General features: G+C 69.4%; 26 protein-coding genes. 15 read left to right on the forward strand and 11 right to left on the reverse strand.

The window, feature by feature from the left end; translation table 11 throughout:
* The first annotated feature begins 254 nt into the window (after positions 1–254).
* Positions 255–1,559 carry an NAD(P)/FAD-dependent oxidoreductase gene (locus P1J78_RS09000; protein ID WP_275567011.1) on the forward strand — a complete coding sequence of 435 codons (1,305 nt, stop codon included), beginning with the start codon at positions 255–257 and terminating at the stop codon, positions 1,557–1,559.
* A gap of 78 nt (positions 1,560–1,637) precedes the next feature.
* Here the strand turns inward: P1J78_RS09000 and P1J78_RS09005 are convergent, their stop codons facing one another.
* Positions 1,638–2,006 carry a hypothetical protein gene (locus P1J78_RS09005; RefSeq protein ID WP_275567012.1) on the reverse strand — a complete coding sequence of 123 codons (369 nt, stop codon included), beginning with the start codon at positions 2,004–2,006 and terminating at the stop codon, positions 1,638–1,640.
* A 283-nt stretch (positions 2,007–2,289) separates the two neighbouring features.
* Positions 2,290–2,991 carry an RlmE family RNA methyltransferase gene (locus P1J78_RS09010; RefSeq protein WP_275567013.1) on the reverse strand — a complete coding sequence of 234 codons (702 nt, stop codon included), beginning with the start codon at positions 2,989–2,991 and terminating at the stop codon, positions 2,290–2,292.
* A gap of 124 nt (positions 2,992–3,115) precedes the next feature.
* On the opposite strand from P1J78_RS09010, the gene P1J78_RS09015 reads away from it, so the two are divergent.
* Together P1J78_RS09015 and P1J78_RS09020 are read left to right on the forward strand one after the other, a co-directional pair.
* Entirely contained in the window at positions 3,116–3,346 is a 231-nt protein-coding gene (locus P1J78_RS09015; protein ID WP_275567014.1) for a type II toxin-antitoxin system Phd/YefM family antitoxin, read from the forward strand.
* Positions 3,343–3,732 (forward strand): type II toxin-antitoxin system VapC family toxin, encoded by a 390-nt coding sequence (locus P1J78_RS09020; RefSeq protein WP_275567015.1) that lies wholly within the window; start codon positions 3,343–3,345, stop codon positions 3,730–3,732. Before P1J78_RS09015 ends, P1J78_RS09020 begins: the two co-directional genes overlap by 4 nt.
* Positions 3,733–3,752: 20 nt before the next feature.
* Here P1J78_RS09020 and P1J78_RS09025 read toward each other — a convergent pair whose 3' ends face one another.
* On the reverse strand, positions 3,753–4,871 hold the full coding sequence (locus P1J78_RS09025) for a Ppx/GppA phosphatase family protein (RefSeq protein ID WP_275567016.1): 1,119 nt from the start codon (positions 4,869–4,871) through the stop codon (positions 3,753–3,755).
* A 243-nt stretch (positions 4,872–5,114) separates the two neighbouring features.
* Here P1J78_RS09025 and P1J78_RS09030 point away from each other — a divergent pair, with 243 nt between their 5' ends.
* The 5 genes from P1J78_RS09030 to P1J78_RS09050 are packed head-to-tail and all read left to right on the forward strand — an operon-like array spanning position 5,115 to position 8,284.
* Positions 5,115–5,414 (forward strand): virulence factor, encoded by a 300-nt coding sequence (locus P1J78_RS09030; RefSeq protein ID WP_275567017.1) that lies wholly within the window; start codon positions 5,115–5,117, stop codon positions 5,412–5,414.
* Between the two features lie 26 nt (positions 5,415–5,440).
* Positions 5,441–6,367, forward strand: coding sequence for a methylenetetrahydrofolate reductase (locus P1J78_RS09035; protein ID WP_275567018.1), 927 nt, complete (start codon positions 5,441–5,443; stop codon positions 6,365–6,367).
* Positions 6,367–7,029: an HAD family hydrolase gene (locus tag P1J78_RS09040; RefSeq protein ID WP_275567019.1), complete on the forward strand. Its 663-nt coding sequence runs from the start codon at positions 6,367–6,369 to the stop codon at positions 7,027–7,029. Before P1J78_RS09035 ends, P1J78_RS09040 begins: the two co-directional genes overlap by 1 nt.
* The gene (locus P1J78_RS09045) at positions 7,026–8,015 is read left to right on the forward strand and encodes a methyltetrahydrofolate cobalamin methyltransferase (protein WP_275567020.1); all 990 of its coding nucleotides are present in this window, start codon (positions 7,026–7,028) and stop codon (positions 8,013–8,015) included. Before P1J78_RS09040 ends, P1J78_RS09045 begins: the two co-directional genes overlap by 4 nt.
* Positions 8,016–8,050: 35 nt before the next feature.
* Positions 8,051–8,284 (forward strand): N-(5'-phosphoribosyl)anthranilate isomerase, encoded by a 234-nt coding sequence (locus P1J78_RS09050; RefSeq protein ID WP_275567021.1) that lies wholly within the window; start codon positions 8,051–8,053, stop codon positions 8,282–8,284.
* A gap of 87 nt (positions 8,285–8,371) precedes the next feature.
* Here the strand turns inward: P1J78_RS09050 and P1J78_RS09055 are convergent, their stop codons facing one another.
* The 3 genes from P1J78_RS09055 to P1J78_RS09065 are packed head-to-tail and all read right to left on the reverse strand — an operon-like array spanning position 8,372 to position 10,692.
* Entirely contained in the window at positions 8,372–8,833 is a 462-nt protein-coding gene (locus P1J78_RS09055; protein WP_275567022.1) for a DNA polymerase III subunit chi, read from the reverse strand.
* Positions 8,833–9,228 (reverse strand): VOC family protein, encoded by a 396-nt coding sequence (locus P1J78_RS09060; RefSeq protein WP_275567023.1) that lies wholly within the window; start codon positions 9,226–9,228, stop codon positions 8,833–8,835. The genes P1J78_RS09055 and P1J78_RS09060 overlap by 1 nt, the downstream gene beginning before the upstream one ends.
* Before the next feature lie 3 nt (positions 9,229–9,231).
* Entirely contained in the window at positions 9,232–10,692 is a 1,461-nt protein-coding gene (locus P1J78_RS09065; protein WP_275567024.1) for a leucyl aminopeptidase, read from the reverse strand.
* Between the two features lie 125 nt (positions 10,693–10,817).
* Between P1J78_RS09065 and lptF the strand changes: the two genes are divergently transcribed.
* The 6 genes from lptF (at position 10,818) to rsmA (ending at position 18,487) form a co-directional block, all read left to right on the forward strand.
* Entirely contained in the window at positions 10,818–11,954 is a 1,137-nt protein-coding gene (lptF, locus tag P1J78_RS09070) for an LPS export ABC transporter permease LptF (RefSeq protein ID WP_275567025.1), read from the forward strand.
* The gene (lptG, locus tag P1J78_RS09075; protein ID WP_275567026.1) at positions 11,951–13,048 is read left to right on the forward strand and encodes an LPS export ABC transporter permease LptG; all 1,098 of its coding nucleotides are present in this window, start codon (positions 11,951–11,953) and stop codon (positions 13,046–13,048) included. The genes lptF and lptG overlap by 4 nt, the downstream gene beginning before the upstream one ends.
* A gap of 1 nt (position 13,049) precedes the next feature.
* On the forward strand, positions 13,050–15,242 hold the full coding sequence (locus tag P1J78_RS09080; protein ID WP_275567027.1) for an LPS-assembly protein LptD: 2,193 nt from the start codon (positions 13,050–13,052) through the stop codon (positions 15,240–15,242).
* A gap of 56 nt (positions 15,243–15,298) precedes the next feature.
* Positions 15,299–16,552 (forward strand): peptidylprolyl isomerase, encoded by a 1,254-nt coding sequence (locus P1J78_RS09085; RefSeq protein WP_275567028.1) that lies wholly within the window; start codon positions 15,299–15,301, stop codon positions 16,550–16,552.
* The gene (pdxA, locus tag P1J78_RS09090) at positions 16,549–17,529 is read left to right on the forward strand and encodes a 4-hydroxythreonine-4-phosphate dehydrogenase PdxA (RefSeq protein WP_275567029.1); all 981 of its coding nucleotides are present in this window, start codon (positions 16,549–16,551) and stop codon (positions 17,527–17,529) included. Before P1J78_RS09085 ends, pdxA begins: the two co-directional genes overlap by 4 nt.
* Positions 17,530–17,647: 118 nt before the next feature.
* Positions 17,648–18,487 carry a 16S rRNA (adenine(1518)-N(6)/adenine(1519)-N(6))-dimethyltransferase RsmA gene (gene rsmA / locus P1J78_RS09095; RefSeq protein WP_275567030.1) on the forward strand — a complete coding sequence of 280 codons (840 nt, stop codon included), beginning with the start codon at positions 17,648–17,650 and terminating at the stop codon, positions 18,485–18,487.
* Here the strand turns inward: rsmA and P1J78_RS09100 are convergent, their stop codons facing one another.
* The 3 genes from P1J78_RS09100 to prfA form a co-directional block, all read right to left on the reverse strand.
* Positions 18,488–19,141, reverse strand: coding sequence for a DUF4167 domain-containing protein (locus tag P1J78_RS09100; protein ID WP_275567031.1), 654 nt, complete (start codon positions 19,139–19,141; stop codon positions 18,488–18,490).
* Between the two features lie 238 nt (positions 19,142–19,379).
* Positions 19,380–20,210: a peptide chain release factor N(5)-glutamine methyltransferase gene (prmC, locus tag P1J78_RS09105; RefSeq protein ID WP_275567091.1), complete on the reverse strand. Its 831-nt coding sequence runs from the start codon at positions 20,208–20,210 to the stop codon at positions 19,380–19,382.
* 11 nt (positions 20,211–20,221) lie between these two features.
* On the reverse strand, positions 20,222–21,271 hold the full coding sequence (gene prfA, locus P1J78_RS09110; RefSeq protein WP_275567032.1) for a peptide chain release factor 1: 1,050 nt from the start codon (positions 21,269–21,271) through the stop codon (positions 20,222–20,224).
* Positions 21,272–21,344: 73 nt separating this feature from the next.
* On the opposite strand from prfA, the gene P1J78_RS09115 reads away from it, so the two are divergent.
* On the forward strand, positions 21,345–21,644 hold the full coding sequence (locus tag P1J78_RS09115) for a hypothetical protein (RefSeq protein ID WP_275567033.1): 300 nt from the start codon (positions 21,345–21,347) through the stop codon (positions 21,642–21,644).
* Here the strand turns inward: P1J78_RS09115 and P1J78_RS09120 are convergent.
* The gene (locus P1J78_RS09120) at positions 21,603–22,049 is read right to left on the reverse strand and encodes a DUF1499 domain-containing protein (protein ID WP_275567034.1); all 447 of its coding nucleotides are present in this window, start codon (positions 22,047–22,049) and stop codon (positions 21,603–21,605) included. The genes P1J78_RS09115 and P1J78_RS09120 overlap by 42 nt on opposite strands.
* Before the next feature lie 500 nt (positions 22,050–22,549).
* Positions 22,550–23,509, reverse strand: a complete 960-nt coding sequence (gene speB / locus P1J78_RS09125) for an agmatinase (protein WP_275567035.1) — start codon at positions 23,507–23,509, stop codon at positions 22,550–22,552.
* Positions 23,510–23,512 lie beyond the last annotated feature (3 nt).

Here is a 23,512-nt window from a genome sequence, read left to right on the forward strand (position 1 = left end):
ATCGCTGCGCGATCCGACCCGCCGGGGGCTCCGCCCCGCCGTCCTTGTCGCTCGGATCAATGGCGCGGCAATGACGGCCCCCGGAGTATTTCCGCCAGGATGAAGCCTGGAATCGCCAGAGATCATACCGCGCAGCACCGCCCCGAAGCCCCCCGGACACCCCGAACGGACGCGCGGGCAGTTACCGCTATCATGAACGAAACCAACATCTTGACACCCCGTCCAACCTTGGACACTCCCTCCGGAGGCCCCACATGACCCACCCCGACGCGATCGTCATCGGCACCGGCGTGATCGGCGCCGCCACCGCCTTCGAGCTGGCCAAGGCCGGCTACAAGACCCTCTCGCTCGACCGCAACGCCCAGCCCGGCCACGGCTCCACCGCCGGCTCCTGCGCCATCATCCGGATGCACTATTCCACCCTCGACGGCACCGCCTTCGCCTGGGAGGGCTATCATTACTGGCGCGACTGGGCCGACTATCTCGGGCTTCCCCCGGGCACCGATCTCGCCCCCTTCAAGGAATGCGGCTGCCTGGTCATGAAGACCCCGGCCAACGACCACCTCGCGAAGCACCTGAGATTCGCCCGCGAGCTGTCCATCCCCCACGAGGAATGGACGCCGCAGGACATCACCGCCCGCCTGCCGGTCTATTCCCTCGACAGCTTCGCGCCCCCGAAACGCCCCGACCAGGAGGGCTTCGGCGAGCCCAATGGCGGCCATCTCGCGGGCGGCGTCTACTGGCCCCATGCCGGCTATGTCACCGACCCCGCCCTGTCCGCCAAGAACCTCATCGACGCCGCCAAGCTGCACGGCGCCGAGACCCGCCTCGGCGTCGAGGTCACCGAGATCCTCGCCGAAAACGGCCGCACCAAGGGCGTCCGGCTCGCCACCGGCGAGGAGATTCACGCCCCCGTCGTCATCAACGTCGCCGGCCCCGGCTCGGCCCGGATCAACGAGATGGCCGGCGTGACCGACGACATGACCATCGCCACGCGGCCCCTGCGGCAGGAGGTCGTCCATATCCCCGCCCCGCCGGGCTTCGACTTCGAGAGGAACGGCACCATCGTCTCCGACAGCGACATCGCCTGCTACTGCCGGCCCGAGCACGGCAACCATATCCTGGTGGGCTCGGAGGATCCGGACTGCGACCCGCACGACTGGGCCGCGTCGGACACCGACTATAACCGCGAATTCACCGACCAGTGGACGACCCAGGCGCTGCGCTACGCCCAGCGGGTGCCCAGCCTCGGCATCCCCGGCCGCGCCCGCGGCGTCGTGGACCTCTACGACGCCGCCACCGACTGGATCCCGATCTACGACAAATCCGCCCTGCCCGGCTTCTACATGGCCTGCGGCACCTCCGGGAACCAGTACAAGAACGCGCCCATCGCCGGCAAGCTCATGGCCGCCCTGGTCGACTATTGCGAGGCCGGCGCCGACCACGACGCCGATCCGCTTCAGTTCGAGCTGCCCTATATCGGCCGCACCGTCGATGCGGGCTTCTATTCGCGCAAGCGGCCGATCAACGAAGACTCCTCCTTCTCCGTCCTCGGCTGACCCCGAAACGCAAACCGCCCGGCCATTGGACCGGGCGGCACGCGGCACCCCGGGCCCGGGGCGCGATCGGGAAAGCCGTCATGGCAAGAGCTGTATGCCCTCGACATCGCCCAACCCGCAGCGCGCGCAGCAGTTGGAGCAGTTGTAGCTGTCGTTCGGCCCGACGCCCCAATAGGTCCGCGACGACCCACGCACCCAGGCCCCGTAACAGATCAGCTCGTTGTAATTGCACGACAGGTTGAACTGCGCGTTCCCCTCGTTGGGGTCGATCACGTAGACCTGCCCGTTGCCCGGCCATACATGGCCGCGATCCTGGCTGTAGAATTCCAGGCTGACGGTCCGGTTGTAATCATTGTCGATGGTCCACAGCAGCGTCGCCGCCGACGCCGCGGCCGGCAGGAGTGTCGCAAGCAGCAGTCCGGCCAGCAATGTCTTGAGATTATTCACGTCGTATCTCCTTTACCTCTCTCTCTGCCCCAAGAGCACCGCCGCATTTGCGGCTGCAGCATGACCGGCCCTTCGGGGGCGTCCGGTGCGTGGGCGATCGCCCGGCAGCGCCGCGCGACCGCGCGCCCACCCCTACATTTCCGCAGCGCCCGATTCAGGTCAACAAATAACGACCTATAAACTCTCACAAATCGCCCCGAATCCGCACCGACCCGGCCCGGTCCGCGCCTCCACATTCGCTCTGGTTGTTTCAGGCCGGGGCCCGCGGCCCGGGCGGCAGGGGTCAGCCGCGAAACCCGGTCGCCACCACGAATTTCTCCGAACTGTCCGACCGGCTCGCCGGCGGCTTCACGTTCGCTACCGTGTCGAAGCGCTGCTTCAGAAGCGTCTGCAGGCTGCCCTCGGCGCCGCCCGCCAGCACCTTGGCGACGAAGGTGCCGCCCTCTTCCAGCACGTCGAAGGCCAACTCCGCCGCTGCCTCGCAGAGCGCGACGATCCGCAAATGGTCGGTCTGCTTGTGCCCCGAGGCCGAGGCCGCCATGTCCGACATCACCACGTCGGCCTTGCCGCCCAGCCAGGCCTTGACCCGGTCGTCGGCGCCCTCCTCCATGAAGTCGAGCTGATGGATCTCGGCCCCCGGCACCGGCTCCACCGCCTGCAGGTCGACGCCCAGCACCCGGCCGACGGCCTTGCCGGACTTCTCCCCCAGCGCGTTCACCCGGGTCACGGCGACCTGGCACCAGCCGCCGGGCGCGCAGCCCAGGTCCACGACCCGCGCGCCGGGGACGAGAAAGCGGTACTTGTCGTCCAGCTCTAGGATCTTGAAGGCGGCGCGGCCGCGATAGCCCTCGTCCTTCGCCCGCTTGACATACGGGTCGTTCAGCTGCCGCTCCAGCCAGCGGGTGGAGGACGCCTTGCGCCCCCGCGCCGTCTTCACCTTCACCCGCAAGTCGCGCTGCCCGCGCCCGCTCGTCTTCTTCGCCATGGTCGTGCGTCCCAGATGCTGTCTTCCAATAAGCGCCCCGCGCGCCGCTTTTCAACCGCGGCGGCGGGATTGAAGCTCGCGGCAAAAATGACTAAGCTATGGCTAAGTCAGAAAGGCCGATCCGATGCAGGCATCCGTCCACGAAGCGAAGACCAATCTCTCCAAGCTCATCGAGGCGATGGAGCGCGGCGAGCGCGTCGTCATCACGCGCCACGGGCGGCCCGCGGCGGAACTGGTGCCGGCCCGCGCCCGCCGGGTGCGGCTGGGCAGCCTTCAGGGCAAGGTCGCGCCGCCGCCCGACGACTTTCTCGCGCCGCTGGACGAGGAGGCGCTGCGCGACTGGGGCGCGGCGTGAGCGGCCTCCTGCTCGACACCAACGCCTTCGCGATGGCGCTGACCGGCGATGCGCGGCTGCCGGAGGCGGCGCGCGTGCGGATCGAGACGGCCGACCGCGCCGCGCTCAGCGTCATCACCTTCTACGAGATCGGGCAGAAGGTGCGGCTCGGCAAATGGCCGGCGATGGCGCCGCACGCCCCGGGCCTGATCGACCTGGCGCGCGAGGACGGGTTCGACCTGATCCCGCTGACGCCCGCGGCGGCGCTGGAGGCGTCGCTCATGGACTGGGACCACCGCGACCCGTTCGACCGCATGATCGCGACGGTCGCGCGGCACGAGGGCCTGCCCGTCGTCTCCTCCGATGCCGCCTTCGATGCCCTGGCGGTCGGCCGCATCTGGTACTGAGGTCCGCCCGAACCGGGCGCTCAGTACGGCCCGTCCTCCAACACCCCGTCGCGGCTCATCTGGGCGTAAAGCAGCCCCTCGCGCAGGCCGCGGTCCGCCACCGACAGCCGGTCGGTGGGCCAGACGCGCAAGAGCGCCTGCAGGATCGCCGCGCCGGACATGATCAGCGCGTGGCGGTCGCGGCCGATCCGCGGGTCCGTCCGCCGCCCCACCGGCCCCAGCGCCAGGTATTCGCGGATCACCTTGTCGATCTGGTCCGAGGTCATGCGCAGGCCGTCGACCTTGTTGCGGTCGTAGCGCTTCAGCCCGAGATGCGAGGCCGCAACGGTCGTCACCGTCCCCGACGTGCCGATGATCTGGAAGCCCTTGCGCTCCTGCATCAGCTCGTAGGGCGAGAAATCGGTCAGCTTCTCCTCGAAGAACCACGACATCAGCGCATAGCGCGCCGCATCGTCGTCGACATCGTGGAACTGGTCGCGCAGCGTGGCGACCCCCAGTGGCACCGAGATCCAGTCGACCACCTTGGCATGGGCGAACGGGCTCTCGGTCGGCTTGAAGCCGGTATGCAGCCGCATGATCGCCTTCGGCCGCTCCAACCGCGGCACGCGGGTGAGGTCGAGCCACACCAGCTCGGTCGAGCCGCCGCCGATATCGACGACCAGCAGCTGCTCGGTCTTGGTCGAGACCAGCGGCGCGCAGGACACGACGGCGAGCCGCGCCTCCTCTTCCGGCTCGATGATCTCCAGCACCAGCCCGGTCTCGGCCTTGATGAAGGTCATGAACTCGGCCGCGTTTGTGGCGCGGCGGCAGGCCTCGGTCGCGACCAGCCGCATCCGCTTGACGTCGTGCTTGACGAGCTTGCGCTTGCAGATGCGCAGCGCCTGCACCGTCCGCGCCATCGACGCGCGCGACAGCCGGCCCGACCGCTCCAGCCCGGCGCCCAGCTGCACCGACTTGGAAAAGCTGTCGACCACGTGGAACTGATTGCCCTTTGGCTGGGCAATCAGCATCCGGCAACTGTTTGTTCCCAGATCCAGTGCGGCATACAGCTCCGCCGGATCGGGGCGCGCGGGTGCGGGTGGCTCGACCGGTACGGGCCCCGGGAGCGCGCCCCGACCCGCGGGACGCTTGGGCGCCATGGAACCGCCCTCCAACTCAGGTTGCGGCAAGAGTAGGCCGCGCCGCAGCGGCGCGCAAGGAAAACGGCGCCGGCGGTTTCATGTTCATCATGAGAATTTTTCAGCCCCGCCGCCCTTTTCTCTCTTCCGGCCAGCGGGTAGGCCATTTCGCATCCGTCGCATCGCGCCCATATGATGTCGAAATCCGGCGCAGCGGAACGTCATGTTGCGCGTAGAAGCGGCCAAGGTACACGGGAATCGCATATGGCGCAGGTCACCATCGTCTACTGGCGGGACATCCCCGCCCAGGTCATCGCCGGCAAGGGACGGCGCGGGGGCGCGAAGGCGCCGCTGCCCGAGCGTTTCGAGCAGGCGATCGACCGCGCGGCGATGAAGGTGGGGGCGCGCGACACCGATGCCTATCTGGCCGAGTGGCGGAAGGGCGACCCCTATCAGGTCGATGCTCCCGATGCCGAGGCCGCCGCAGCCGAAGCGCTGCGGATCGACGCCGAATACGACAGCGCCCGTCTCAAGGCGCTGATCGACAACGACGGATGGGCCTGAGCCCGGGAGACATATGGAGGGCCGTGATGGCTTTGCTGAAATTCCGCCGCCCCGCCGAGGCCGCCCGCCCCGGCACCCCCGCCCTGCAGGATTTCGTGCGGGGCTACTCGATCGAGGTGATGCCGCGCACCGCCGAGAAGGTCGAGGATTTCCGCGCGCTGCTGCCCGCCGGCACCCGCGTCTACATCGCCCATATCGAGGGCACGCCGATCGAGGACATGGTCGCCACCGCCCGGCGGCTGGCCGATGACGGCTTTCCGGTCATGCCGCATTTCCCGGCCCGGATCATCCGGGACGAGGCGATGCTGGCCGACTGGATCGCCCGCTACCAGGGCGAGGCCGGCGTGACCCAGGCGCTGCTGCTCGCCGGCGGCGTGACCGAGCCGCACGGGGCGTTCCATTCGTCGATCCAGCTGCTGGAGACGGGGCTGTTCGACAAGGCCGGCTTCACCCGGCTGCACGTGGCCGGCCACCCCGAGGGCAACCGCGACATCGACCCCGACGGCTCCGACGCCAACGTGGCGCAGGCGCTGCGCTGGAAGCAGGCGTTCTCGGAGCGGACCGATGCCGAGATGGCCCTCGCCACGCAATTCGCCTTCGAGGCCGACCCGATTATCGACTGGGCCGAGCGGCTGCAGGCCGAGGGCATCGCGCTGCCGATCCATATCGGCATCGCCGGCCCCGCCAAGCTGCAGACGCTGATCCGCTTCGCGGTGGCCTGCGGCGTCGGCCCGTCGCTGAAGGTGCTGCAGAAGCGCGCGATGGACGTGACCAAGCTGGTGATGCCCTACGAGCCGACCGACGTGCTGTCGGCCCTCGCCGCGCACAAGGCGGCCAATCCGGGCTTCGGCATCGAGCAGGTGCATTTCTTCCCGCTGGGCGGGATCAAGACCTGCGCCGAGTATGCCAACGGGCTGCTGGCGGCCGCCCCGGCCGAGCGGGCGGCGACCTGATGGGCCTGGCCCTCCTCTTCGACCTGGACGGGACGCTGCTCGACAGCGACCCGATCCACGAGGCCGTGTTCGCCGATCTCTGGCGCGACCACGGCCGGCAGCTGGAGGAGGGCTTCTACCAGACCCATGTGCATGGCCGGCTGAACGCGGATATCTTCCGCGCGCATCTGCCCGAGGTCGCCGACCCCGAGGCGCTGAGCGCGGCGAAGGAGGCCGAGTTCCGCCGCCGCCTGCCGCGCCCCTACCCGGCCACGCCGGGCGCGGCGGCGCTGCTCGACCGCGCCGCGGCCCGCGGCTGGAAGGTGGCCGTCGTCACCAACGCCATGCGGCCCAATGCCGAGGCGATGCTGGAGGCGACGGGCCTGCGGCACCATTTCGAGGTTCTGGTGATCGGCGAGGAATGCCCGCGCGGCAAGCCCGATCCCTATCCCTATTCGGAAGCGATGCGCCAGCTGGGCGCCGCGCCCGCCGACTGCATCGCCTTCGAGGACAGCCCTTCGGGCGTGCGCTCCGCCGCCGGCGCGGGCGCGCGCGTGGTGGGTATCCGGTCGTCGCTGACCGACGCCGCGCTGAAGGCGGCCGGGGCGACGCTGACGCTCAAAGACTTCACCGATCCCGCGCTCGAGCCGCTGCTCGATGCCCCAACAGGAGCCCTTGCATGACCCGCACCGTTGTCGAGTCCAAGTCGAAAACCGTTACCATCGGCTTTGACGAGCCGTTCTGCGTCATCGGCGAACGCATCAACCCCACCGGCCGCAAGAAGCTGGCCGCCGAGCTGGAGCTTGGCGACTTCTCCACCGTCGAGCAGGACGCGCTGGAGCAGGTGGCCTGCGGGGCCATGGTGCTGGACGTGAACTCGGGCGCGGTGTTCACCAACAAGATGGCCGAGGATCCGCGCTACGCCGACAACAACTTCGTCGAGCCGGAACTGATGAAGGAGCTGGTGACGCGGATCCAGTCGATCGTCGACGTGCCGCTCTGCATCGACAGCTCGGTGCCCGGCGCGCTGCAGAACGGGCTGGAGATGGCCGAGGGGCGGCCGCTGTTGAACTCGGTCACCGGCGAGGAGGAGCGGCTGGAGCTCGTCCTGCCGCTGGTCAAGAAGTACAACGTGCCGGTGGTGGCGATCTCGAACGACGACACCGGCATTTCCGAAGACCCGGACGTGCGCTTCGCCGTCGCCAAGAAGATCGTCGAGCGGGCGGCCGATTTCGGGATTCCCGCGCACGACATCGTGGTGGACCCGCTGGTGATGCCGATCGGCGCCATGGCCACGGCCGGGCACCAGGTGTTCACCCTGGTGCGCAAGCTGCGCGCCGAGCTGGGCGTGAACACGACCTGCGGCGCCTCGAACATCTCCTTCGGCCTGCCGCACCGGCACGGGATCAACGCGGCCTTCCTGCCGATGGCGATCGCCTCGGGCATGACCTCGGCGATCATGAACCCGATGCGCCCCGTCGAGATGGAGGCGATCCGCGCCGCCAACTTCCTGATGAACAACGACCCCAACGGCGCCGCCTGGATCGGCTTTTCCCGCATCCTCGACGCGGTGGAGTCCGGCACGCCCTATGTCGAAGCCTCCAAGGCCGCGATGTCCTCGGGCGCCGGCCGCGGCGGGCGCCGCGGCGGACGCCGCCGCGCGGGTTAAGCCGCCCTTAACCGACTCTGGGCCACGATGCGTGCATGAGACAGCGCATCGTGGAACGGCCCCTTGGCCAGGACTGGATGGACCAGATATTCCGCAGCCGCGCCGCCATGACCGGCGGCGTGGTACGCCGAAGGCGCGCGGATGTGGAGCGCGAGATCGGGCTCGGCACGCTGGAGCTGGAAGTGCGGCGGCGCGGCTTTCACATGATCGAATGCGGCGATCACCTGGTGATCGCCTGCTGCGCCGCCCCGGTGAAGGTCATCTGCTAAGCCGCTGACAACACGATCTTCTAGAAGATCGTGCGTTGCAGGAATTTCTGGAAATTCCTGCCAAGCGAAATCTTCTGGAAGATTTCGCTACCCGGTTTCGGCCTTCTTCTCCCAGCGCCCGCCTTCCTCCGACCAGTACTGCGCCGCGCAGCCCGCCTGCGTCAGCGCCTTCCACTGGTCGCGCGCCCGCTGCACCGCCGCGCCGTCATTGCCGTCGAACAGCACGCAGACCCGCTCCAGCGCCTGCACCTCCCCGGGCGTCACCTCGGCGCCCTCGACGGTCATGATGCAGTGCGGGTCGTTCGCACTCTCGGGCGAGGTCGTCAGCAGCACCGGCTGATCCGCGTCGAACGCGCCGCCGGCCAGCCCGTGCGGCAGGAACTGCTCCTCCGGCCCCAGCCACAGCTTCTGGTCGAGCCAGGCCATGCGCTCGGCCGAGGTGCCGCGCACCGCCACGCGCCACCCCGCCTGCCGCGCCTTGCCCAGCAGCATCGGCAGCGTCACTTCCAGCGGCGCGCGGGTCAGGTGATAGAAATAGGCCGCGCCCATCACGCCTCGGGATCGTAGTCGCCGAAGGTCCAGACATGGCCCTCGGGATCGGCCAGCGAAAAGCTCACCCCGCCCTGCGGCTGCGGCTCCAGCGGCACGAGGATCCGCGCGCCGGCGGCCTCTGCGCGGCGATGAACCGCCGCCACGTCCGACACCACCGCATAGATCGTCGTGGTCTCGCGCCCGCCGATCTCCTCCGGCATGACCATGGATTGCTGGAAGGCGTTGTCCTGCGGCGGGCCGAACATCATCAGGCCGCGGCCCAGCCGCATCTGTACGTGCAGGATTTTCCCGTCATCCCCGCGATATACGGCGTGTTCCTCAAGTCCCAGCACGTCGCGCAGGAACACCAGCGCCGCCTCCGGGTCGCGGTACCGTGTGGCGGGGATCAGCATTGCCTACACCTCGTACTTGTCCGCGATCAGCCGGTTCAGCGCCAGCACGCCCCAGCCCGTCGCCCCCTTGGGCGCGAAATCGGTGCCGCTTGCAACCTGCGCCACGCCGGCGATGTCCAGGTGAATCCAGGGCACGCCGTCCTTCACGAACCTTGCCAGAAACTGCGCCGCGGTGATCGAGCCCGCGGGCCGGCCGCCCACGTTTTTCATATCCGCCTTGTTCGACTTCAGCATCTTGTCATAGGCCGGCCCCATCGGCAGCCGCCAGGCGCCCTCGCCCTCGACCTCGGCCGCCTTCAGGAACGCCCCCGCCAGCGCATCGTCGTTCGCGAACACGCCCGCCATCTCGTTGCCGAGCGCGATGATCATCGCGCCGGTCAGCGTGGCGAGATCCACCATGCCGGTGGGCTCGAACCGCTCCTGCGCGTACCACAGCACGTCGGCCAGCACGAGCCGCCCCTCGGCGTCGGTGTTGATCACCTCGATCGTGTCGCCCTTCATCGAGCGCACGATGTCGCCCGGCCGCTGCGCGCGCCCGTCGGGCATGTTCTCGACCAGCCCGACAAGCCCCACGACATTCGCCTTCGCCTTGCGCAGCGCCAGCGTCTTCATCACGCCCGAGACGACGCCCGCGCCGCCCATGTCCATCGTCATGTCTTCCATGCCGGCGGCCGGCTTGATCGAGATGCCGCCGGTGTCGAACACCACGCCCTTGCCGATCAGCGCGAAGGGGTTTTCGTCGCCGCCGCCCTTCCACTGCATCACCACGACCTTCGACGGCGTCTCGCTGCCCTCGCCCACGGCCAGCAGCGTGCGCATCCCGAGCTTTTCCAGTTCCGCCTCGTCCAGCACCTCGACCTCGACGCCCAGCTCCTTCAGCCCCTCCAGGCGGGACGCGAACTCGGTCGTGGTCAGCACGTTCGCGGGCTCGTTCACCAGGTCGCGGGTGAAGAACACCCCTTCGACCAGCGCCGTCACCGCCTCGGCCGAGACCTCCTCGGGCTTCGACACCATGACCGTCACGCCGCCCTCGGGATCCGCGTCCTTCGTCAGGTGGTCGGCAAAGGCATAGACGCGCAGCGCGAGGCCCAGGATCAGGTCCTCGACCGCCTTAAGATTGCCTGCCAAGATAAGCAATTCCTTGCTGTTTTTCGCCGCGCCCACCGCGGCGCCGGCCTTGCGCGCGATCTCCGGCGCGGCGCGGCGCGACAGCTTGACCACCTGCACCGCCTCGGCCGCCATGCCCGTCGGAAAGGCCAGATCGGCCGCCTCGCCCTCCTTCAGCTTGCCGAACCGCTCGGAGCCCAGAAACCGCTCCAGCGCGCCCTTGGTCAGCCGGTTCACCCGGCGGGCGGGCTGGCTCATCTTGCCGTCCGGCTCGGCGATCAGCACTACGCGGCCCTGCGCGCCGGCGATGGAGTCGAGGTCGAGGGCAGCGATGTCGAGGGCGATGGGTCGGGTCATGCGTGACTCTCCTGGCACTGTTTGCCCCGTACCTAGCCCCGGTTTCGCCCGTTGGCCAGTTAGGAGTTTGCCCATCGCGCAACATCGGATAACGTCCCACAAAAACATGGGCAGAGCGGCGGTACGTGTCACGTTTCGACAGATATATCCTGTCCCAGCTGATGATGCTGTTCAGCTTCTTCGCGCTGGTTCTCGTGTTGATCTACTGGATCAACCGCGCCGTCGTGCTGTTCGACCAGTTGATCGCCAACGGCCAGTCGGCCGCCGTGTTCTTCGAGTTCACCGCGCTGACGCTGCCCAACGTCATCCGCATCGTCCTGCCGATCGCCGCCTTCGCCGCGGCGGTCTACCTGGGCAACCGCCTGACGACCGAGAGCGAACTGGTCGTGGTGCAGGCCACCGGCTTCTCGCCCTGGCGCATGGTGCGCCCGGTTCTCGTCTTCGGGGTCATCGTCGGGCTGCTGATCGCGATCCTCACCAACCTGCTGGTGCCGCTGTCCTATATCCGGCTGAACGAGCGCACTGCCGAGATATCCGAGAACATCACCGCCCGGCTCCTGACCGAAGGGCAGTTCCTGCACCCGGCCGACGGGGTCACCTTCTACATCCGCGAGATCACGCCGCAGGGCGAGTTGCAGGACATCTTCCTGTCCGACCGCCGCTCCGACAGCGAGCATGTCACCTACACCGCCCGGCAGGCGCTGTTGCTGCGGCGCGAGGACGGGCCGAAGCTGGTGATGTTCGACGGCATGGCGCAGGCGCTGAACCAGGACAGCGGGCGGCTGGCCACCACCACCTTCGCGGATTTCGCCTACGACATCTCGGGCTTCGTCGAGGGGTTCCAGCCGGAGGGCCGCAGCTATCGCGAACTGACCACCGCAGAGATGCTGCGCCCCACGCCCGAGACCGTCGCCGAGACCGGCGAAAGCGCCTCGGAGCTGATGTACGAGGGCCACGACCGCATCGCCCAGGCGCTGTCGGCGGTGCTGACCTCGCTGATCGGCTTCTCGGCCATGCTGATCGGCAATTTCAGCCGGTTCGGCCGCTGGCGCCAGATCGTCGGCGCGCTGGTCAGCCTCGCGGTGCTGCAAAGCCTCGACAACGCCTTCGCCGACATCGCGCGCAGCGACACGGCGCTGTGGCCGCTGACCTACGGGGCGGCGGTGCTGGGGCTTCTGCTGTCGCTCGGCATCCTGTGGGTCAGCGCGCGGCCCGCGCTCTTCGCCCGCCGCCGGCCGCCGCCGATGGGGGTGCCGGCATGATCCTGCATCTCTATTTCGCGCGCCGCTTCCTGATGAGCTTCCTGCTGGTCTTCACGGTGTTCCTGGGCCTCTACGTGCTGATCGACATGGTCGAGCAGATCCGCAAGTTCGACAGCGACACGGTCGGCTTCTGGCAGATCGTCAAGCTGACGCTGCTGAACATGCCGCAGGGGATGTACCAGATCCTGCCGCTGATCATGATCCTGGCCACGCTTTTGCTGTTCCTGACGCTGGCGCGCACCTCGGAACTGGTGGTCACCCGGGCCTCGGGCCGCTCCGCCCTGCGCAGCCTGGTCTCGCCGGTGCTGGTGGCCATGGCCATCGGCGCGGTGTCGGTGGGGCTGTTCAACCCGATCGTGGCGGCGACGTCGAAGCAGTACGAGCTGCTGGCCGGCCGGCTGACCGGCGACGCGGCCTCGGTCCTGTCGATCAGCCGCGAGGGGCTGTGGCTGCGCCAGGGCGGGCCGGAAGGACAGACCGTGATCCACGCCGAAAGCGCCAACCTGGAAGGCACCGCGCTGTTCGGCGTGACCTTCCTGGCCTTCGGCCCCGAGGGCACGCCGCAGCAGCGGATCGAGGCGCAGAGCGCGCGGCTGAGCCCCGGCGCCTGGGAGGTGCAGAACGCCAAGGTCTGGCGCCTGTCCGGCACCGACAACCCCGAGCGCGACGCGCGCAGCCTGGCCGCGATGGAGGTGCCCTCGGACCTGACGCAGGAGCAGATCCAGGACAGCTTCGGCGCCCCGGCCAGCGTGCCGATCTGGGAGCTGCCGGGCTTCATCGCCCAGCTGGAACGCGCCGGCTTTTCCGCGCGCACCCACAAGGTCTGGCTGCAGATGGAGCTGTCGCAGCCGCTCTTGATGGCGGCGATGGTGCTGGTCGCGGCGGGCTTCACCATGCGGCACACACGGTTCGGGCGCACCGGGCTGATGGTGCTGATCTCCATCGGCATGGGTTTCGGCATCTACTTCCTGCGCAACTTCGCGCAGATCCTGGGCGACAACGGCCAGCTGCCCGTGGCGCTCGCGGCCTGGACCGTGCCGGTGGCCGCCCTGATGCTGTCGCTCGGCATCCTCCTGAACCTGGAGGACGGCTGAGATGCGGATCCGGCTGCGCTATATCGCCCGCCTGCTGGTCGCCGGCTGGATCGCGCTGATCCCGGTGGCCACGGTCCACGCGCAATACGCCACGCTGATCGCGGATTCGGTCCAGTTCGACGGGCGGAACACGGTCAGCGCCTCGGGCAATGTGGAGATCTTCTACGAGGGCCAGCGCGTGCTCGCCGACCGGCTGGTCTATGACCAGGCCGCCGACGAGCTGCAGGTGTTCGGGCCGATCACCTTGATCGAAGCGTCAGGCCAGGTGCTGACCGCCACCTTCGCGCAGCTGTCGGGCGACCTGAAGGAAGGCATCATGCGCGGCGCGCGGCTGGTGCTGGAAGAGCAAATGCAGATCGCCGCGACCGAGATCAACCGTGTCGACGGCCGCTACACCCAGCTTTACAAGACCGTCGCGTCGTCCTGCCGGGTCTGCGGCGACAACCCCACGCCGCTGTGGCAGATCCGGGCCGAGCGCATCGTCCACGACCAGCAGGAACGCCAGCTCTATTTCGACAACGCCCGGTTCGAGGTGGCGGGCGTGCCGGTCTTCTGGCTGCCGCACATGCGCCTGCCCGACCCGACGCTGCGCCGCGCCACCGGCTTCCTGGTGCCGTCGCTGAAGCAGACCTCGGCGCTCGGGCTGGGCTTCCGTTTTCCCTATTTCCTGAAGCTGGGCGATCACGCCGACGTCACCGTCACCCCCTTCATCAGCGGCAAGACCCGCACCATCGAGGGCCGCTACCGCCACGCGCTGCGCTGGGGCAACATCGAGTTCAACGGCGCCGTCTCGGTCGACGACATCCTGCCCGACGAGGTGCGCGCCTATCTGTTCGGCCGCGGCGAGTTCAACCTGCCCGGCGACTTCACGCTGAACCTCGATGTCGAGCTGGTGTCGGACCGCGCCTACCTGGAGACCTACGACTATTCCGACAAGGACCGCCTGTCGAACGGCGTCGAGATCACGCGGACACAGCGGCACGAATATATCTCGGCCGGGTTCGAGCAGCTGCGCACGCTGCGCGACAACGAGATCCCGATCGAGGACACGCTGGCCACCAACCTGGTCAGCGGCACCTACGAGCGGCGCTATCCGGGATTCATGGGCGGCGAGGGGCGGTTCCTGTTCGACCTGCAGGGCTTCGAGCGCGAGGCCGAATCCGTGACCCCGGCGCTGCTGAGCGCCTGCGCCTCGGTCGATCCGGTCGTGCCGGCGTCGGAATGCATCGCCCGCGACGTGTTCCGCTCCACGCTGGAGCTGGGATGGGAACGCGACTGGACCTTCGGCAACGGCCTGATCGCCGAGGTCGAGGGCCAGCTTGCGGGCGATTTCTACATTATCGGGCAGGACGTGGCGCTCGACAACAAGCTGACCCGCGTCACCCCCGCCGCCGCGGTCGAGCTCCGCTGGCCCTTCGCGCGCACCGCCCCGAACGGCGCCCGCGACGTGATCGAGCCGGTGGTGCAGCTGGCCTGGTCGGAAAGCTACGGCGACGCGGTGCCGAACGAGGACAGCCGGCTGGTCGAGTTCGACGAGGGCAACCTCTTCGCCCTGTCGCGCTTTCCCGGCAAGGACGGGCGCGAGACCGGGGCGCGCGCCGCCTTCGGCCTGAGCTGGACGCATTACGGCCCCACGGGGCGCGAATACGCGCTGACCATGGGCCGCATCGTCCGCGACGACGATCCGGGCCTCTACGGCGGCGCCTCGGGGCTGGGCGGGGGCAGCTCGGACTGGCTGGTCGCCGGGCGGCTGGAATTCACCGACACGCTCAGCGTCACCAACCGCTCGCTGTTCGATCCCGAGTTCGACTTCACCAAGTCCGAGACCCGCCTGGTGTTCCGGGGCGAGAAGGTGATGGCCGCCACCTCCTTCATCTGGGTCGATGCCGCGCCCGTCGAGGGCCGGTCCGAGGACGTCGCGGAATGGAACATGGACTTTGCCTATGCCTTCGACCGGCACTGGACCGGCAAGGTCGATTATCGCTTCGACGTGAACGCCAACCGCGCCGCCCGGGCCGGGGTGGGGCTGGAATACCGCAATGAGTGCGTGAATATCGACCTTTCCCTCTCGCGTAGCTTCACGTCCTCCACTAATGTGGAGCCGTCGACGGATGTGGGGCTCACCGTGTCGCTGAACGGCTTTGGCCGGGACGGGCGGCCATACGCCCGCAGCTGTCCGATCATCAAGGGCTAGGGCCGCCCGGAACGGCCCGGCCGAGAGACAGAGCAGACGACGGAAAGCAAACGCCCATGCCGATCTCCCGCCTCGTGTCCGCGATCCTCTGCGCGGCGCTCGCCCTCATCGCCCTGCCCGCCGCGTGGCCCGCCCAGGCGCAGGGCAACCTCTTCGCCCCCGTGGTGAAGGTGAACGACCGGGTGGTCACGCAATACGAGGTCAACCAGCGCGCCCGCTTCTACGAGGTGCTGAACGCCCCCGGCGACCCGGTGGAGCAGGCGATGAAGACCCTGGTCAACGAGCGCCTGCAGCTCGACGCCGCCGAGAGGCTGGGCGTCGAGGCGACGGAAGAGGAGATCGAGGCGGGGCTCGATGAGTTCGCCGCCCGCGCCAACCTGTCGGGCGAGGAATTCGTCGCCCGGATCGGCGAGGCCGGGGTCGCCCCCGAGACGATCCGCGACTTCGTGCGCGCCGGGGTGCTGTGGCGCGGCGTGGTGCGGGCCAAGTTCGGCCCCCGCGCCCAGGTCACCGAATCCGAGATCGACCGCGCCATCGCGCTGGCCAGCCAGACCGGCGAAGAGACCGGCCCCAGCGGCGTCCGCGTCCTGTTGTCGGAGATCTTCCTGCCCACCAACTCGCCAGAGAACGAGGCGCGCGCCCAGCAGATCGCGCCCCAGATCGCGCGCATCGACACGATCGAGGAATTCGCCGCCGCCGCGCGCCGCTACTCCGCCGCGCCCTCGCGCGAGCAGGGGGGCCGCCAGGGCTGGATCGACCTGAACAACCTGCCCTCGGAGATCCGCGGCCAGGTGGTGGGCCTCGCGCCCGGCGACGTGGTCGGCCCGATCCAGGTGCCGAACGCGCTGGCCTTCTTCCAGCTGCGCGCGCTGGAGGAAACCGGCGCCCCGGCCGAGAACGCCGTCGCCATCGAATTCGCCCGCTTCTTCATTCCCGGCGGCCGGACCGAGAAGGCCCTGGCCGAAGCCCGCCGCATCGAGGCCGAGGTCGATACCTGCGACGACCTCTACGGCATCGCCAAGGGCCTGCCGGAAGAACGGCTGATGCGCGACACGCTGCCGGTGGACCAGATCGCCGGGGACATCGCCATCGAGCTGGCCAAGCTGGACCAGGGCGAGGTCTCGACGGCGCTGACCACCGCGGACGCGCAGACGCTGGTCTTCCTGATGCTCTGCGGCCGGACCATGGCGCTTGAGGCGGAGATCGACCGCGACCAGATCCGCCAGCAGCTGATCAACCAGCGGCTCGCCTCCTATGCCAGCGGCTACCTCGCCGAGCTGCGCGCCGACGCCTATATCGAATATCCGTGACCGCGCCCGTCGCCCTGACGGCGGGGGAACCGGCCGGCATCGGGCCGGAAATCGCCGTGGCCGCCTGGGACGCGCTGCGCGCCGGCGGCGAGGCGTTTTTCTGGATCGGCGACCCGGCCCACCTGCCGCCCGGCACGGCGCTGCACGAGATCGCCGATCCGGCCGAGGCGGCGGCCGTATTCCCCGACGCCCTGCCGGTGCTAGCGCATCCCTTCGACGGCCCGGCGACGCCGGGCACGGCCAATCCGGCCCACGCGCAGGGCGTGATCGACGTGATCGCCCGCGCCGTGGACCTGGCGCGGTCCGGCGCGGCCTCGGCCGTCTGCACCTGCCCGATCCACAAGAAGGCGCTGATCGACGGCGCCGGCTTCGCCTATCCGGGCCACACCGAATACCTCGCCGCGCTGGCGGGCGTCGACAGGGTGGTGATGATGCTCGCCTCCGACCAGCTGCGCGTGGTGCCCACGACGATCCACATCCCCGTCTCGGCGATCCCCGGCGCGCTGACGGCGGAGCTGCTGGAGGCGACGCTGCGGATCACCCACGCCGCCTTGCAGCGCGACTTCGGCCTGGCGGCGCCGCGCATCGCCGTGGCCGGCCTCAACCCCCATGCCGGCGAGGGCGGCGCCATGGGCCACGAGGACGCCGCGCTCATCGCCCCGATTCTCGGCGCTCTTCGCGACGAGGGTCTCGACCTCACCGGCCCGCACCCGGCCGACACGCTGTTCCACGCCGCCGCCCGCGCCCGCTACGACGCCTGCGTCGCGATGTATCACGACCAGGCGCTGATCCCGATCAAAACACTGGATTTCGACCGCGGGGTGAACGTGACGCTGGGCCTGCCCTTCATCCGCACCTCGCCCGACCACGGCACCGCCTTCGACATCGCCGGCACCGGCGCGGCCAACCCGTCCAGCCTGATCGAGGCGCTGCGCCTGGCCCACCGCATGGCGCGGACCCGGAGCGCGGCGCGATGAAGCTTTCAAGCCTCCGGCGGGCGTATTTTCACCGAGAAGAAGCGGGGGCGCGACCAGGGCTTCTTCTCGTTCCAAATACGCACATCCGGCCGGCCCGCCCGCGCCCCCGTCCGGCACGATGAGCGCGATCGACAGCCTGCCCCCCTTGCGCGAGGTGATCGCGGCGCACGGGTTGCGGGCGAAGAAGTCGCTGGGTCAGAACTTCCTGCTGGACCTGAACCTGACCGCCCGGATCGCGCGGGTGGCCGGCGATCTTTCGCGCTGCGACGTGCTGGAGGTCGGGCCCGGCCCCGGCGGGCTGACGCGCGGGCTTCTGGCCGAGGGAGCGCGCAAGGTGCTGGCGGTGGAGAAGGACGGCCGCTGCCTGCCGGCGCTCGCCGAGATCCAGGCCGCCTATCCCGGGCGGCTGGAGGTGATCGAGGGCGACGCGCTGGCGGTCGATCCGCTGGCGCATCTGATGCCGCCGATCCGGGTGGCGGCAAACCTGCCCTACAATGTGGGCACCGAGTTGCTGGTGCGCTGGCTGACGCCCAAGGACTGGCCGCCCTTCTGGGAAAGCCTGACGCTGATGTTCCAGAGGGAGGTGGCGCAGCGGATCGTGGCGCAGCCCGGCTCCAAGGCCTATGGCCGGCTCGCGGTGCTGGCGCAGTGGCGCTGCGACGCGCGGATCGCGCTGGACCTGCCGCCCGAGGCGTTCACCCCGCCGCCGAAGATCCGCTCGGCCGTGGTGCATCTGACGGCCCTGCCCGCGCCGCGTTTCCCGGCCGATCCGGAGATGTTGCAGAAGGTCACCGCCGCCGCCTTCAACCAAAGGCGCAAGATGCTGCGCGCGGCGCTGAAGGGGCTGGCCCCCGATATCCAGGACAGGTTGCGCGCCGCCGGGATCGCGCCCACGGCCCGGGCCGAGGACGTGCCGCTGGAGGGGTTCTGCGCGCTGGCCCGCGAGCTGGCGGGCTGATCACTCCGCCGCGGTGGCGTCGGTCTGGCTGTCGTCGCCGGAGGAGTCCTTGTCGGAGGTGCTGTCGTCGCCCTCCTCGGCCTTCTTGCGGGGCTTGCGGCTGCGCGGCTTCTTCTGCGGCTTGCTCTCCGGCGTCTCCACCAGGCCGCTATCCTCCTCGCCGCCCAGGTCGATCACGTCGCCGGCCCCGTCGGATTGCCGGGCCTCGGATTGCCGGGCCTCGGATTGCTGGGCCTCCGCCTGCGGCTGGTCGGACTGCGCCTCGGGCTGCTTCTGCGACGGCTGGTCGCCCCCGCCCTTCTGCTCGCCCTTCTGCTGCTGCGGCTGCTGCTGCTGATCGCCGCCGCCCTGGTTATTCTTCTGCTGGCGGTCGCGCTGCTGCTGTTCCTGCTGCTCGCGCTTCTGGTCCTGCTCGCGCTGCGCCTCGGCCAGCATCCGCGTGTAGTGTTCCGCGTGCTGCTGGAAGTTCTCGGTCGCGACGCGGTCGCCGCCGAGCTGCGCGTCGCGGGCCAGCTGGTTGTACTTGTCGATGATCTGCTGCGGCGTGCCGCGCACCTTGCCCTCGGGGCCGGACGAGTCGAAGACCCGGTTGACGATGTTTCCGACGGACCGGTTGCGCTGCTTGTTGCGCGAACGTGACTTGGACGATCTCATGTTAATTCTGGTTTCCAGCCTGCGTTGTGGCTTTGTCTGGCCGCGCCGCGCGGTTCGCGGTGGGTCTATCCCAGGAAGGCCAGACGTCTTGTAAGGCTTGTCGGCGAGGGGGAGCGCAAAGGTTCCCGCCGCCCGCTTGACACCCGAGTAAGCACGGGATTTCCGCCATGACAAGCCAAAATCCGCAAAATCCGGTAAATATTCAACGGATTTTGTGCCTCTGCGGCCGCACGGCCCGTCACCTCCTTCGTCCCGAGACGACGCGCGGCCTGTCTTCAAGATCGGCGTGATGCGCCACGTCGTCAAGCCCCGCGGCGCCGAAAATCTCCCGCACGGCCGCCCCCTGCCCCGCGCCGATCTCCACGAGAAGCCGCCCGCCGGGGGCCAGATGCGCCCCGGCGCCGGCGGCGATGGCGCGATAGGCCGACAGCCCGTCGCCCCCGTCGGTCAGCGCCGCGCGGGGGTCGTGCTCGCGCACCTCAGGCGCCAGCCCCGCCATCTCGGCGGCGGCGATATAGGGCGGGTTGGACAGGATCAGGTCGAAGCGGCCGGCCACGCCGGCATACCAGTCGCTCTCGGTCAGCCACAGCCGGTCCGCCACCCCGTGCGCCGCCGCGTTGCGCGCCGCCACCTCCAGCGCGGCCGGCGAGATGTCGGTCGCCACGCCCGTCGCCCCGGGCCGCTCCGCCAGCAGCGTGACCGCGAGGATGCCGGTGCCGGTGCCCAGGTCCAGCAGTTGCGAAAACGGCTCCGCGAGCGCCAGCGAGACCAGCAACTCGGTCTCCGGCCGGGGGTCCAGCACGTCGGGCGTCACCGTGAACCAGCGGTCCCAGAACTGCCGCCGGCCGAGGATGCGGGCCACCGGCCTCCGCCCGGCGCGCAGCTGGACCATGTGGAAGAAGTCGGCCTCCGCCACGTCGCTCAGCGCCTCGGGCAGGTGCAGCGTCAGCCGGTCGCGCGGCCACCCCGCCGCCTCGGCCAGAAGCGCCCGGGCGTCGCGCTCCGGCGTCTCCACCCCGGCGTCGCGCAGCGTGGCGATCCCCGCCGCCAGCGCCGCCTGCCCGGACATCGGGCCGGCGCTCACGCCTCGATCTCGGCCAGCTTCGCCGCCTGGTCGTCGGAGATCAGCGCGTCGATCACCTCGTCCAGATCGCCCTGCATCACCTGGTCCAGCTTGTAGAGCGTGAGGCCGATCCGGTGGTCGGTCATCCGCCCCTGCGGGAAGTTGTAGGTGCGGATGCGCTCGCTGCGGTCGCCCGAGCCCACCTGGCTCTTGCGGTCCGAGGCGCGTTCGCTGTCGATCCGGCTGCGCTCGATGTCGAAGAGCCGCGCGCGCAGGACACCCAGGGCGATCTCGCGGTTGCGGTGCTGCGACTTCTCGGAGCTCGTCACCACGATCCCCGTCGGCACATGGGTGATCCGCACCGCCGAGTCGGTGGTGTTCACGTGCTGGCCGCCCGCCCCGGACGCCCGCATCGTGTCGATCCGCAGGTCGTTGGGGTCGAGGGTGATATCGACCTCCTGCGCCTCGGGCAGCACCGCCACCGTCGCCGCCGAGGTGTGGATGCGCCCGCCGGATTCCGTCGAGGGCACGCGCTGTACCCGGTGGACGCCGGATTCGTATTTCAGGCGGGCAAACACCCCCTGCCCCTGCACGTTGGCGATCACCTCCTTGATGCCGCCCAGCTCGGTCTGCTGCTCCTCGACGATCTCGAAGCGCCAGCCCTTGTCCTCGGCATAGCGCTGGTACATCCGCAACAGGTCGCCGGCGAACAGCGCCGCCTCCTCGCCGCCGGTGCCGGGGCGGATCTCCACGATCGCCGGGCGGTCGTCGGCCGCGTCCTTCGGCAGGAGCGCCAGGCGCAGCGCGTGCTCCACCTCGGGCAGCCGCGCCTTCAGCACCGGCAGTTCCTCTTCCGCCAGCGCCCGCATCTCGGGGTCGTCCAGCATCGCCTCGGCATCGGCGATGTCGGATTGCAGCTGCCGGTATTCGGCGATCTGCTCGACCACCGGCTTCAGTTCGGCATATTCCCGCCCCAGCGCGGCGATGTCGCCCGAGCCTTCGGACATGCGCGCCTCGATATACTCGAAGCGCTCCCTGATCTGGGCGAGTTTTTCCATCGGAACCATGGCGCGCGGTGTTGCCGAAAGCGCGCGCCCCGTCAAGGCTGACAGCCGCGCCGGGCCGGGCTATCCTTTTGCGATGAAGCGCTGTCTCGCCGCTCTCCTCCTGCTGCCGGGCCCTGCGCTGGCGCAGGCGGCCCCGGACCCGGCCGGCCGCCCCGAGGGTTTCGCCCCGATGGAGGGCGTCGAGTACTACTGCACCGATGCCGACGGCGCCCGGCACGAGATCGGCGCCGTGATCTGCATCACCGCCGGCTGCGATACCTGGCTGGCGCGCTGCGGCATGTCGCTGAACAACCCCACCTGGCGGTGGGTGCAGGACGGCTGCCCCGGCGTATCACTCCACGACCGTCTGAAGCTCCTCCAGCCACCGGTCTAGCCGCTTGCGGTTCACCCCCATGTCGCCGCGCCCGTAGCGCAGCCGCGAATAGACGGCCAGCTGCGCCCCGCCCTCCGCCGGCACGGCCGTGACCGTGATGTAATCGGGAAAGCCCAGCCACTTGGTGCGCGCGATATAGGTGATCCGCCCGGAGCCGACGCTGCCCGCCAGCTGCTCCACCCGCGGCGCCTCCATCGCGACGCGGTCGAAGGCCGAGAGCAGCGACTTCGGCGTCGCCTTGTAGGTCCTGGCCTCCTCTCCCGGCAGAAGCAGCACCCCGCCGCGCCCCGGATCACCGGCTTTCAGCGGGTCGACATGCCAGTCGTCCGGATCGCTTGGCGCGAGACGCACCCACGCCAGCAGCATGAGCGCCGCGAGCGCGAGCAGGAGCAGCAAGAGCTTCATGGGTGCCCATTCTAGGGCGCGCCGATGGTATCACAAGCCGCACCGGCGCTGGCATTACCCAACGGTAATCGCGCCCGGCGTTCCGCTCGACGTCGTGTCGTGGCGCGCGTCCGAGCCCCACACTACACGACACCACTTCCTCGGCCTTGCCCGATAGCGCCCCCGGTCGAACGGAACGCCGTGCAGCGCCGACCCGCCGGGGCGCGGTCGAACGTTGCGCTGTCGGAGACATAAGCATGAATGTCGGGCCCTTGGCACGATCCTCGCCAGATGCGCCGCCCCGGGGGGGCGGGTCTCTCGGGCATTTCGAAACGAAATGCCCTGCCGACAGGCGATTGCAGAGCAATCGCCGACAGGCGGCGCTGCACGGCGTTCCGCCGCGCGGCGCAGGTGGAAATGTCCCACGGATAATCCAGTGTCGTGTAGTGCGTCCAACCCCGAACCGTTACCGCTATCTATAACGATTACAGCCGCTTATACCCCTGTCCAACCTCGGACACCTACCGCCGTGTCCAGGCCCAGAGGCACAGAAGCTCCACCGCCACATGCGCCCCGGCCACCGCCGTGATCCCCGCCGGGTCGTAGGGCGGCGACACCTCCACCACGTCGCCCCCCACCAGGCTCAGCCCGGCCAGCCCCCGCAGCATCGCCGCCGCCTGCGCCGAGCTCAGCCCGCCCCAGACCGGTGTGCCGGTGCCGGGGGCGAAGGCCGGGTCCAGCGCGTCGATATCGAAGCTCAGATAGCACTTCGCCCCGCCCACGATCCCGCGCACCTTCTCCGCCACGGCCTTCGGACCCGTCTCGTGCACCTCCGCCGCGTCGATGATCGCGATGCCCAGCGGGTCCGGGTTGTCGGTCCGGATGCCCACCTGAACCGAGCGCGCCACGTCGATCAGCCCCTCGCGCACCGCCTTGTAGAACCCCGTCCCGTGGTCGAACCGCCCCACATCGTCATCGGCCCAGGTATCGGTATGGGCGTCGACCTGCACCAGCGCCAGCGGCCCATGCACGGCCACATGCGCCCGCAGAAGCGGCAGCGAGATCGAATGGTCGCCCCCCAGCGTCACCATCGCTGCGCCCTGCCCCAGGATGCCGGCCGCATAGGCTTCGATCGCCGCCGGCACCTCGCCCGGAGCGGCGTAGTCGAAGGCCATGTCGCCGTGATCGGCGATGGCGACCTCCTCCATCACGTCGAAGCCCCAGCCATAGGGCGCGTCCGGCGCCTGCAGCGCGCTCGCCTCGCGGATCGCCCGCGGGCCCAGCCGCGCGCCCGGCCGGTTCGTCACCGCCTGGTCGAAGGGAATGCCGGCGACCGCGATATCCACGCCCGCCAGATCCTTCGCATACCGCCGCCGCAGGAACGACGGCACGCCGGCGAAGGTGTTCTCGTAGGAATGCCCGCGGAATCCCTCGGCCGTGACCGCCCGGTCGACCTGTTTCTTCGCGTCTTCCAGCGCCATCGC

This window comes from Psychromarinibacter sediminicola, from assembly GCF_029168335.1.
Taxonomy (GTDB): Bacteria; Pseudomonadota; Alphaproteobacteria; order Rhodobacterales; family Rhodobacteraceae; genus Psychromarinibacter; species Psychromarinibacter sediminicola.

What these genes read in the sequence shown, in the direction of transcription:
- speB (WP_275567035.1), bottom strand. Translation starts at nt 23,509, where the DNA reads ATGGCGCTGGAAGACGCGAAGAAACAGGTCGACCGGGCGGTCACGGCC.
- rsmA (WP_275567030.1), top strand. Translation starts at nt 17,648, where the DNA reads ATGAGCGCGATCGACAGCCTGCCCCCCTTGCGCGAGGTGATCGCGGCG.
- P1J78_RS09040 (WP_275567019.1), top strand. Translation starts at nt 6,367, where the DNA reads ATGGGCCTGGCCCTCCTCTTCGACCTGGACGGGACGCTGCTCGACAGC.
- P1J78_RS09080 (WP_275567027.1), top strand. Translation starts at nt 13,050, where the DNA reads ATGCGGATCCGGCTGCGCTATATCGCCCGCCTGCTGGTCGCCGGCTGG.
- P1J78_RS09055 (WP_275567022.1), bottom strand. Translation starts at nt 8,833, where the DNA reads ATGGGCGCGGCCTATTTCTATCACCTGACCCGCGCGCCGCTGGAAGTG.
- P1J78_RS09035 (WP_275567018.1), top strand. Translation starts at nt 5,441, where the DNA reads ATGGCTTTGCTGAAATTCCGCCGCCCCGCCGAGGCCGCCCGCCCCGGC.
- P1J78_RS09060 (WP_275567023.1), bottom strand. Translation starts at nt 9,228, where the DNA reads ATGCTGATCCCCGCCACACGGTACCGCGACCCGGAGGCGGCGCTGGTG.
- P1J78_RS09085 (WP_275567028.1), top strand. Translation starts at nt 15,299, where the DNA reads ATGCCGATCTCCCGCCTCGTGTCCGCGATCCTCTGCGCGGCGCTCGCC.
- P1J78_RS09120 (WP_275567034.1), bottom strand. Translation starts at nt 22,049, where the DNA reads ATGAAGCTCTTGCTGCTCCTGCTCGCGCTCGCGGCGCTCATGCTGCTG.
- prmC (WP_275567091.1), bottom strand. Translation starts at nt 20,210, where the DNA reads ATGTCCGGGCAGGCGGCGCTGGCGGCGGGGATCGCCACGCTGCGCGAC.
- P1J78_RS09015 (WP_275567014.1), top strand. Translation starts at nt 3,116, where the DNA reads ATGCAGGCATCCGTCCACGAAGCGAAGACCAATCTCTCCAAGCTCATC.
- P1J78_RS09025 (WP_275567016.1), bottom strand. Translation starts at nt 4,871, where the DNA reads ATGGCGCCCAAGCGTCCCGCGGGTCGGGGCGCGCTCCCGGGGCCCGTA.
- P1J78_RS09100 (WP_275567031.1), bottom strand. Translation starts at nt 19,141, where the DNA reads ATGAGATCGTCCAAGTCACGTTCGCGCAACAAGCAGCGCAACCGGTCC.
- lptG (WP_275567026.1), top strand. Translation starts at nt 11,951, where the DNA reads ATGATCCTGCATCTCTATTTCGCGCGCCGCTTCCTGATGAGCTTCCTG.
- P1J78_RS09065 (WP_275567024.1), bottom strand. Translation starts at nt 10,692, where the DNA reads ATGACCCGACCCATCGCCCTCGACATCGCTGCCCTCGACCTCGACTCC.
- P1J78_RS09000 (WP_275567011.1), top strand. Translation starts at nt 255, where the DNA reads ATGACCCACCCCGACGCGATCGTCATCGGCACCGGCGTGATCGGCGCC.
- P1J78_RS09030 (WP_275567017.1), top strand. Translation starts at nt 5,115, where the DNA reads ATGGCGCAGGTCACCATCGTCTACTGGCGGGACATCCCCGCCCAGGTC.
- P1J78_RS09045 (WP_275567020.1), top strand. Translation starts at nt 7,026, where the DNA reads ATGACCCGCACCGTTGTCGAGTCCAAGTCGAAAACCGTTACCATCGGC.
- P1J78_RS09050 (WP_275567021.1), top strand. Translation starts at nt 8,051, where the DNA reads ATGAGACAGCGCATCGTGGAACGGCCCCTTGGCCAGGACTGGATGGAC.
- prfA (WP_275567032.1), bottom strand. Translation starts at nt 21,271, where the DNA reads ATGGTTCCGATGGAAAAACTCGCCCAGATCAGGGAGCGCTTCGAGTAT.
- P1J78_RS09115 (WP_275567033.1), top strand. Translation starts at nt 21,345, where the DNA reads ATGAAGCGCTGTCTCGCCGCTCTCCTCCTGCTGCCGGGCCCTGCGCTG.
- P1J78_RS09010 (WP_275567013.1), bottom strand. Translation starts at nt 2,991, where the DNA reads ATGGCGAAGAAGACGAGCGGGCGCGGGCAGCGCGACTTGCGGGTGAAG.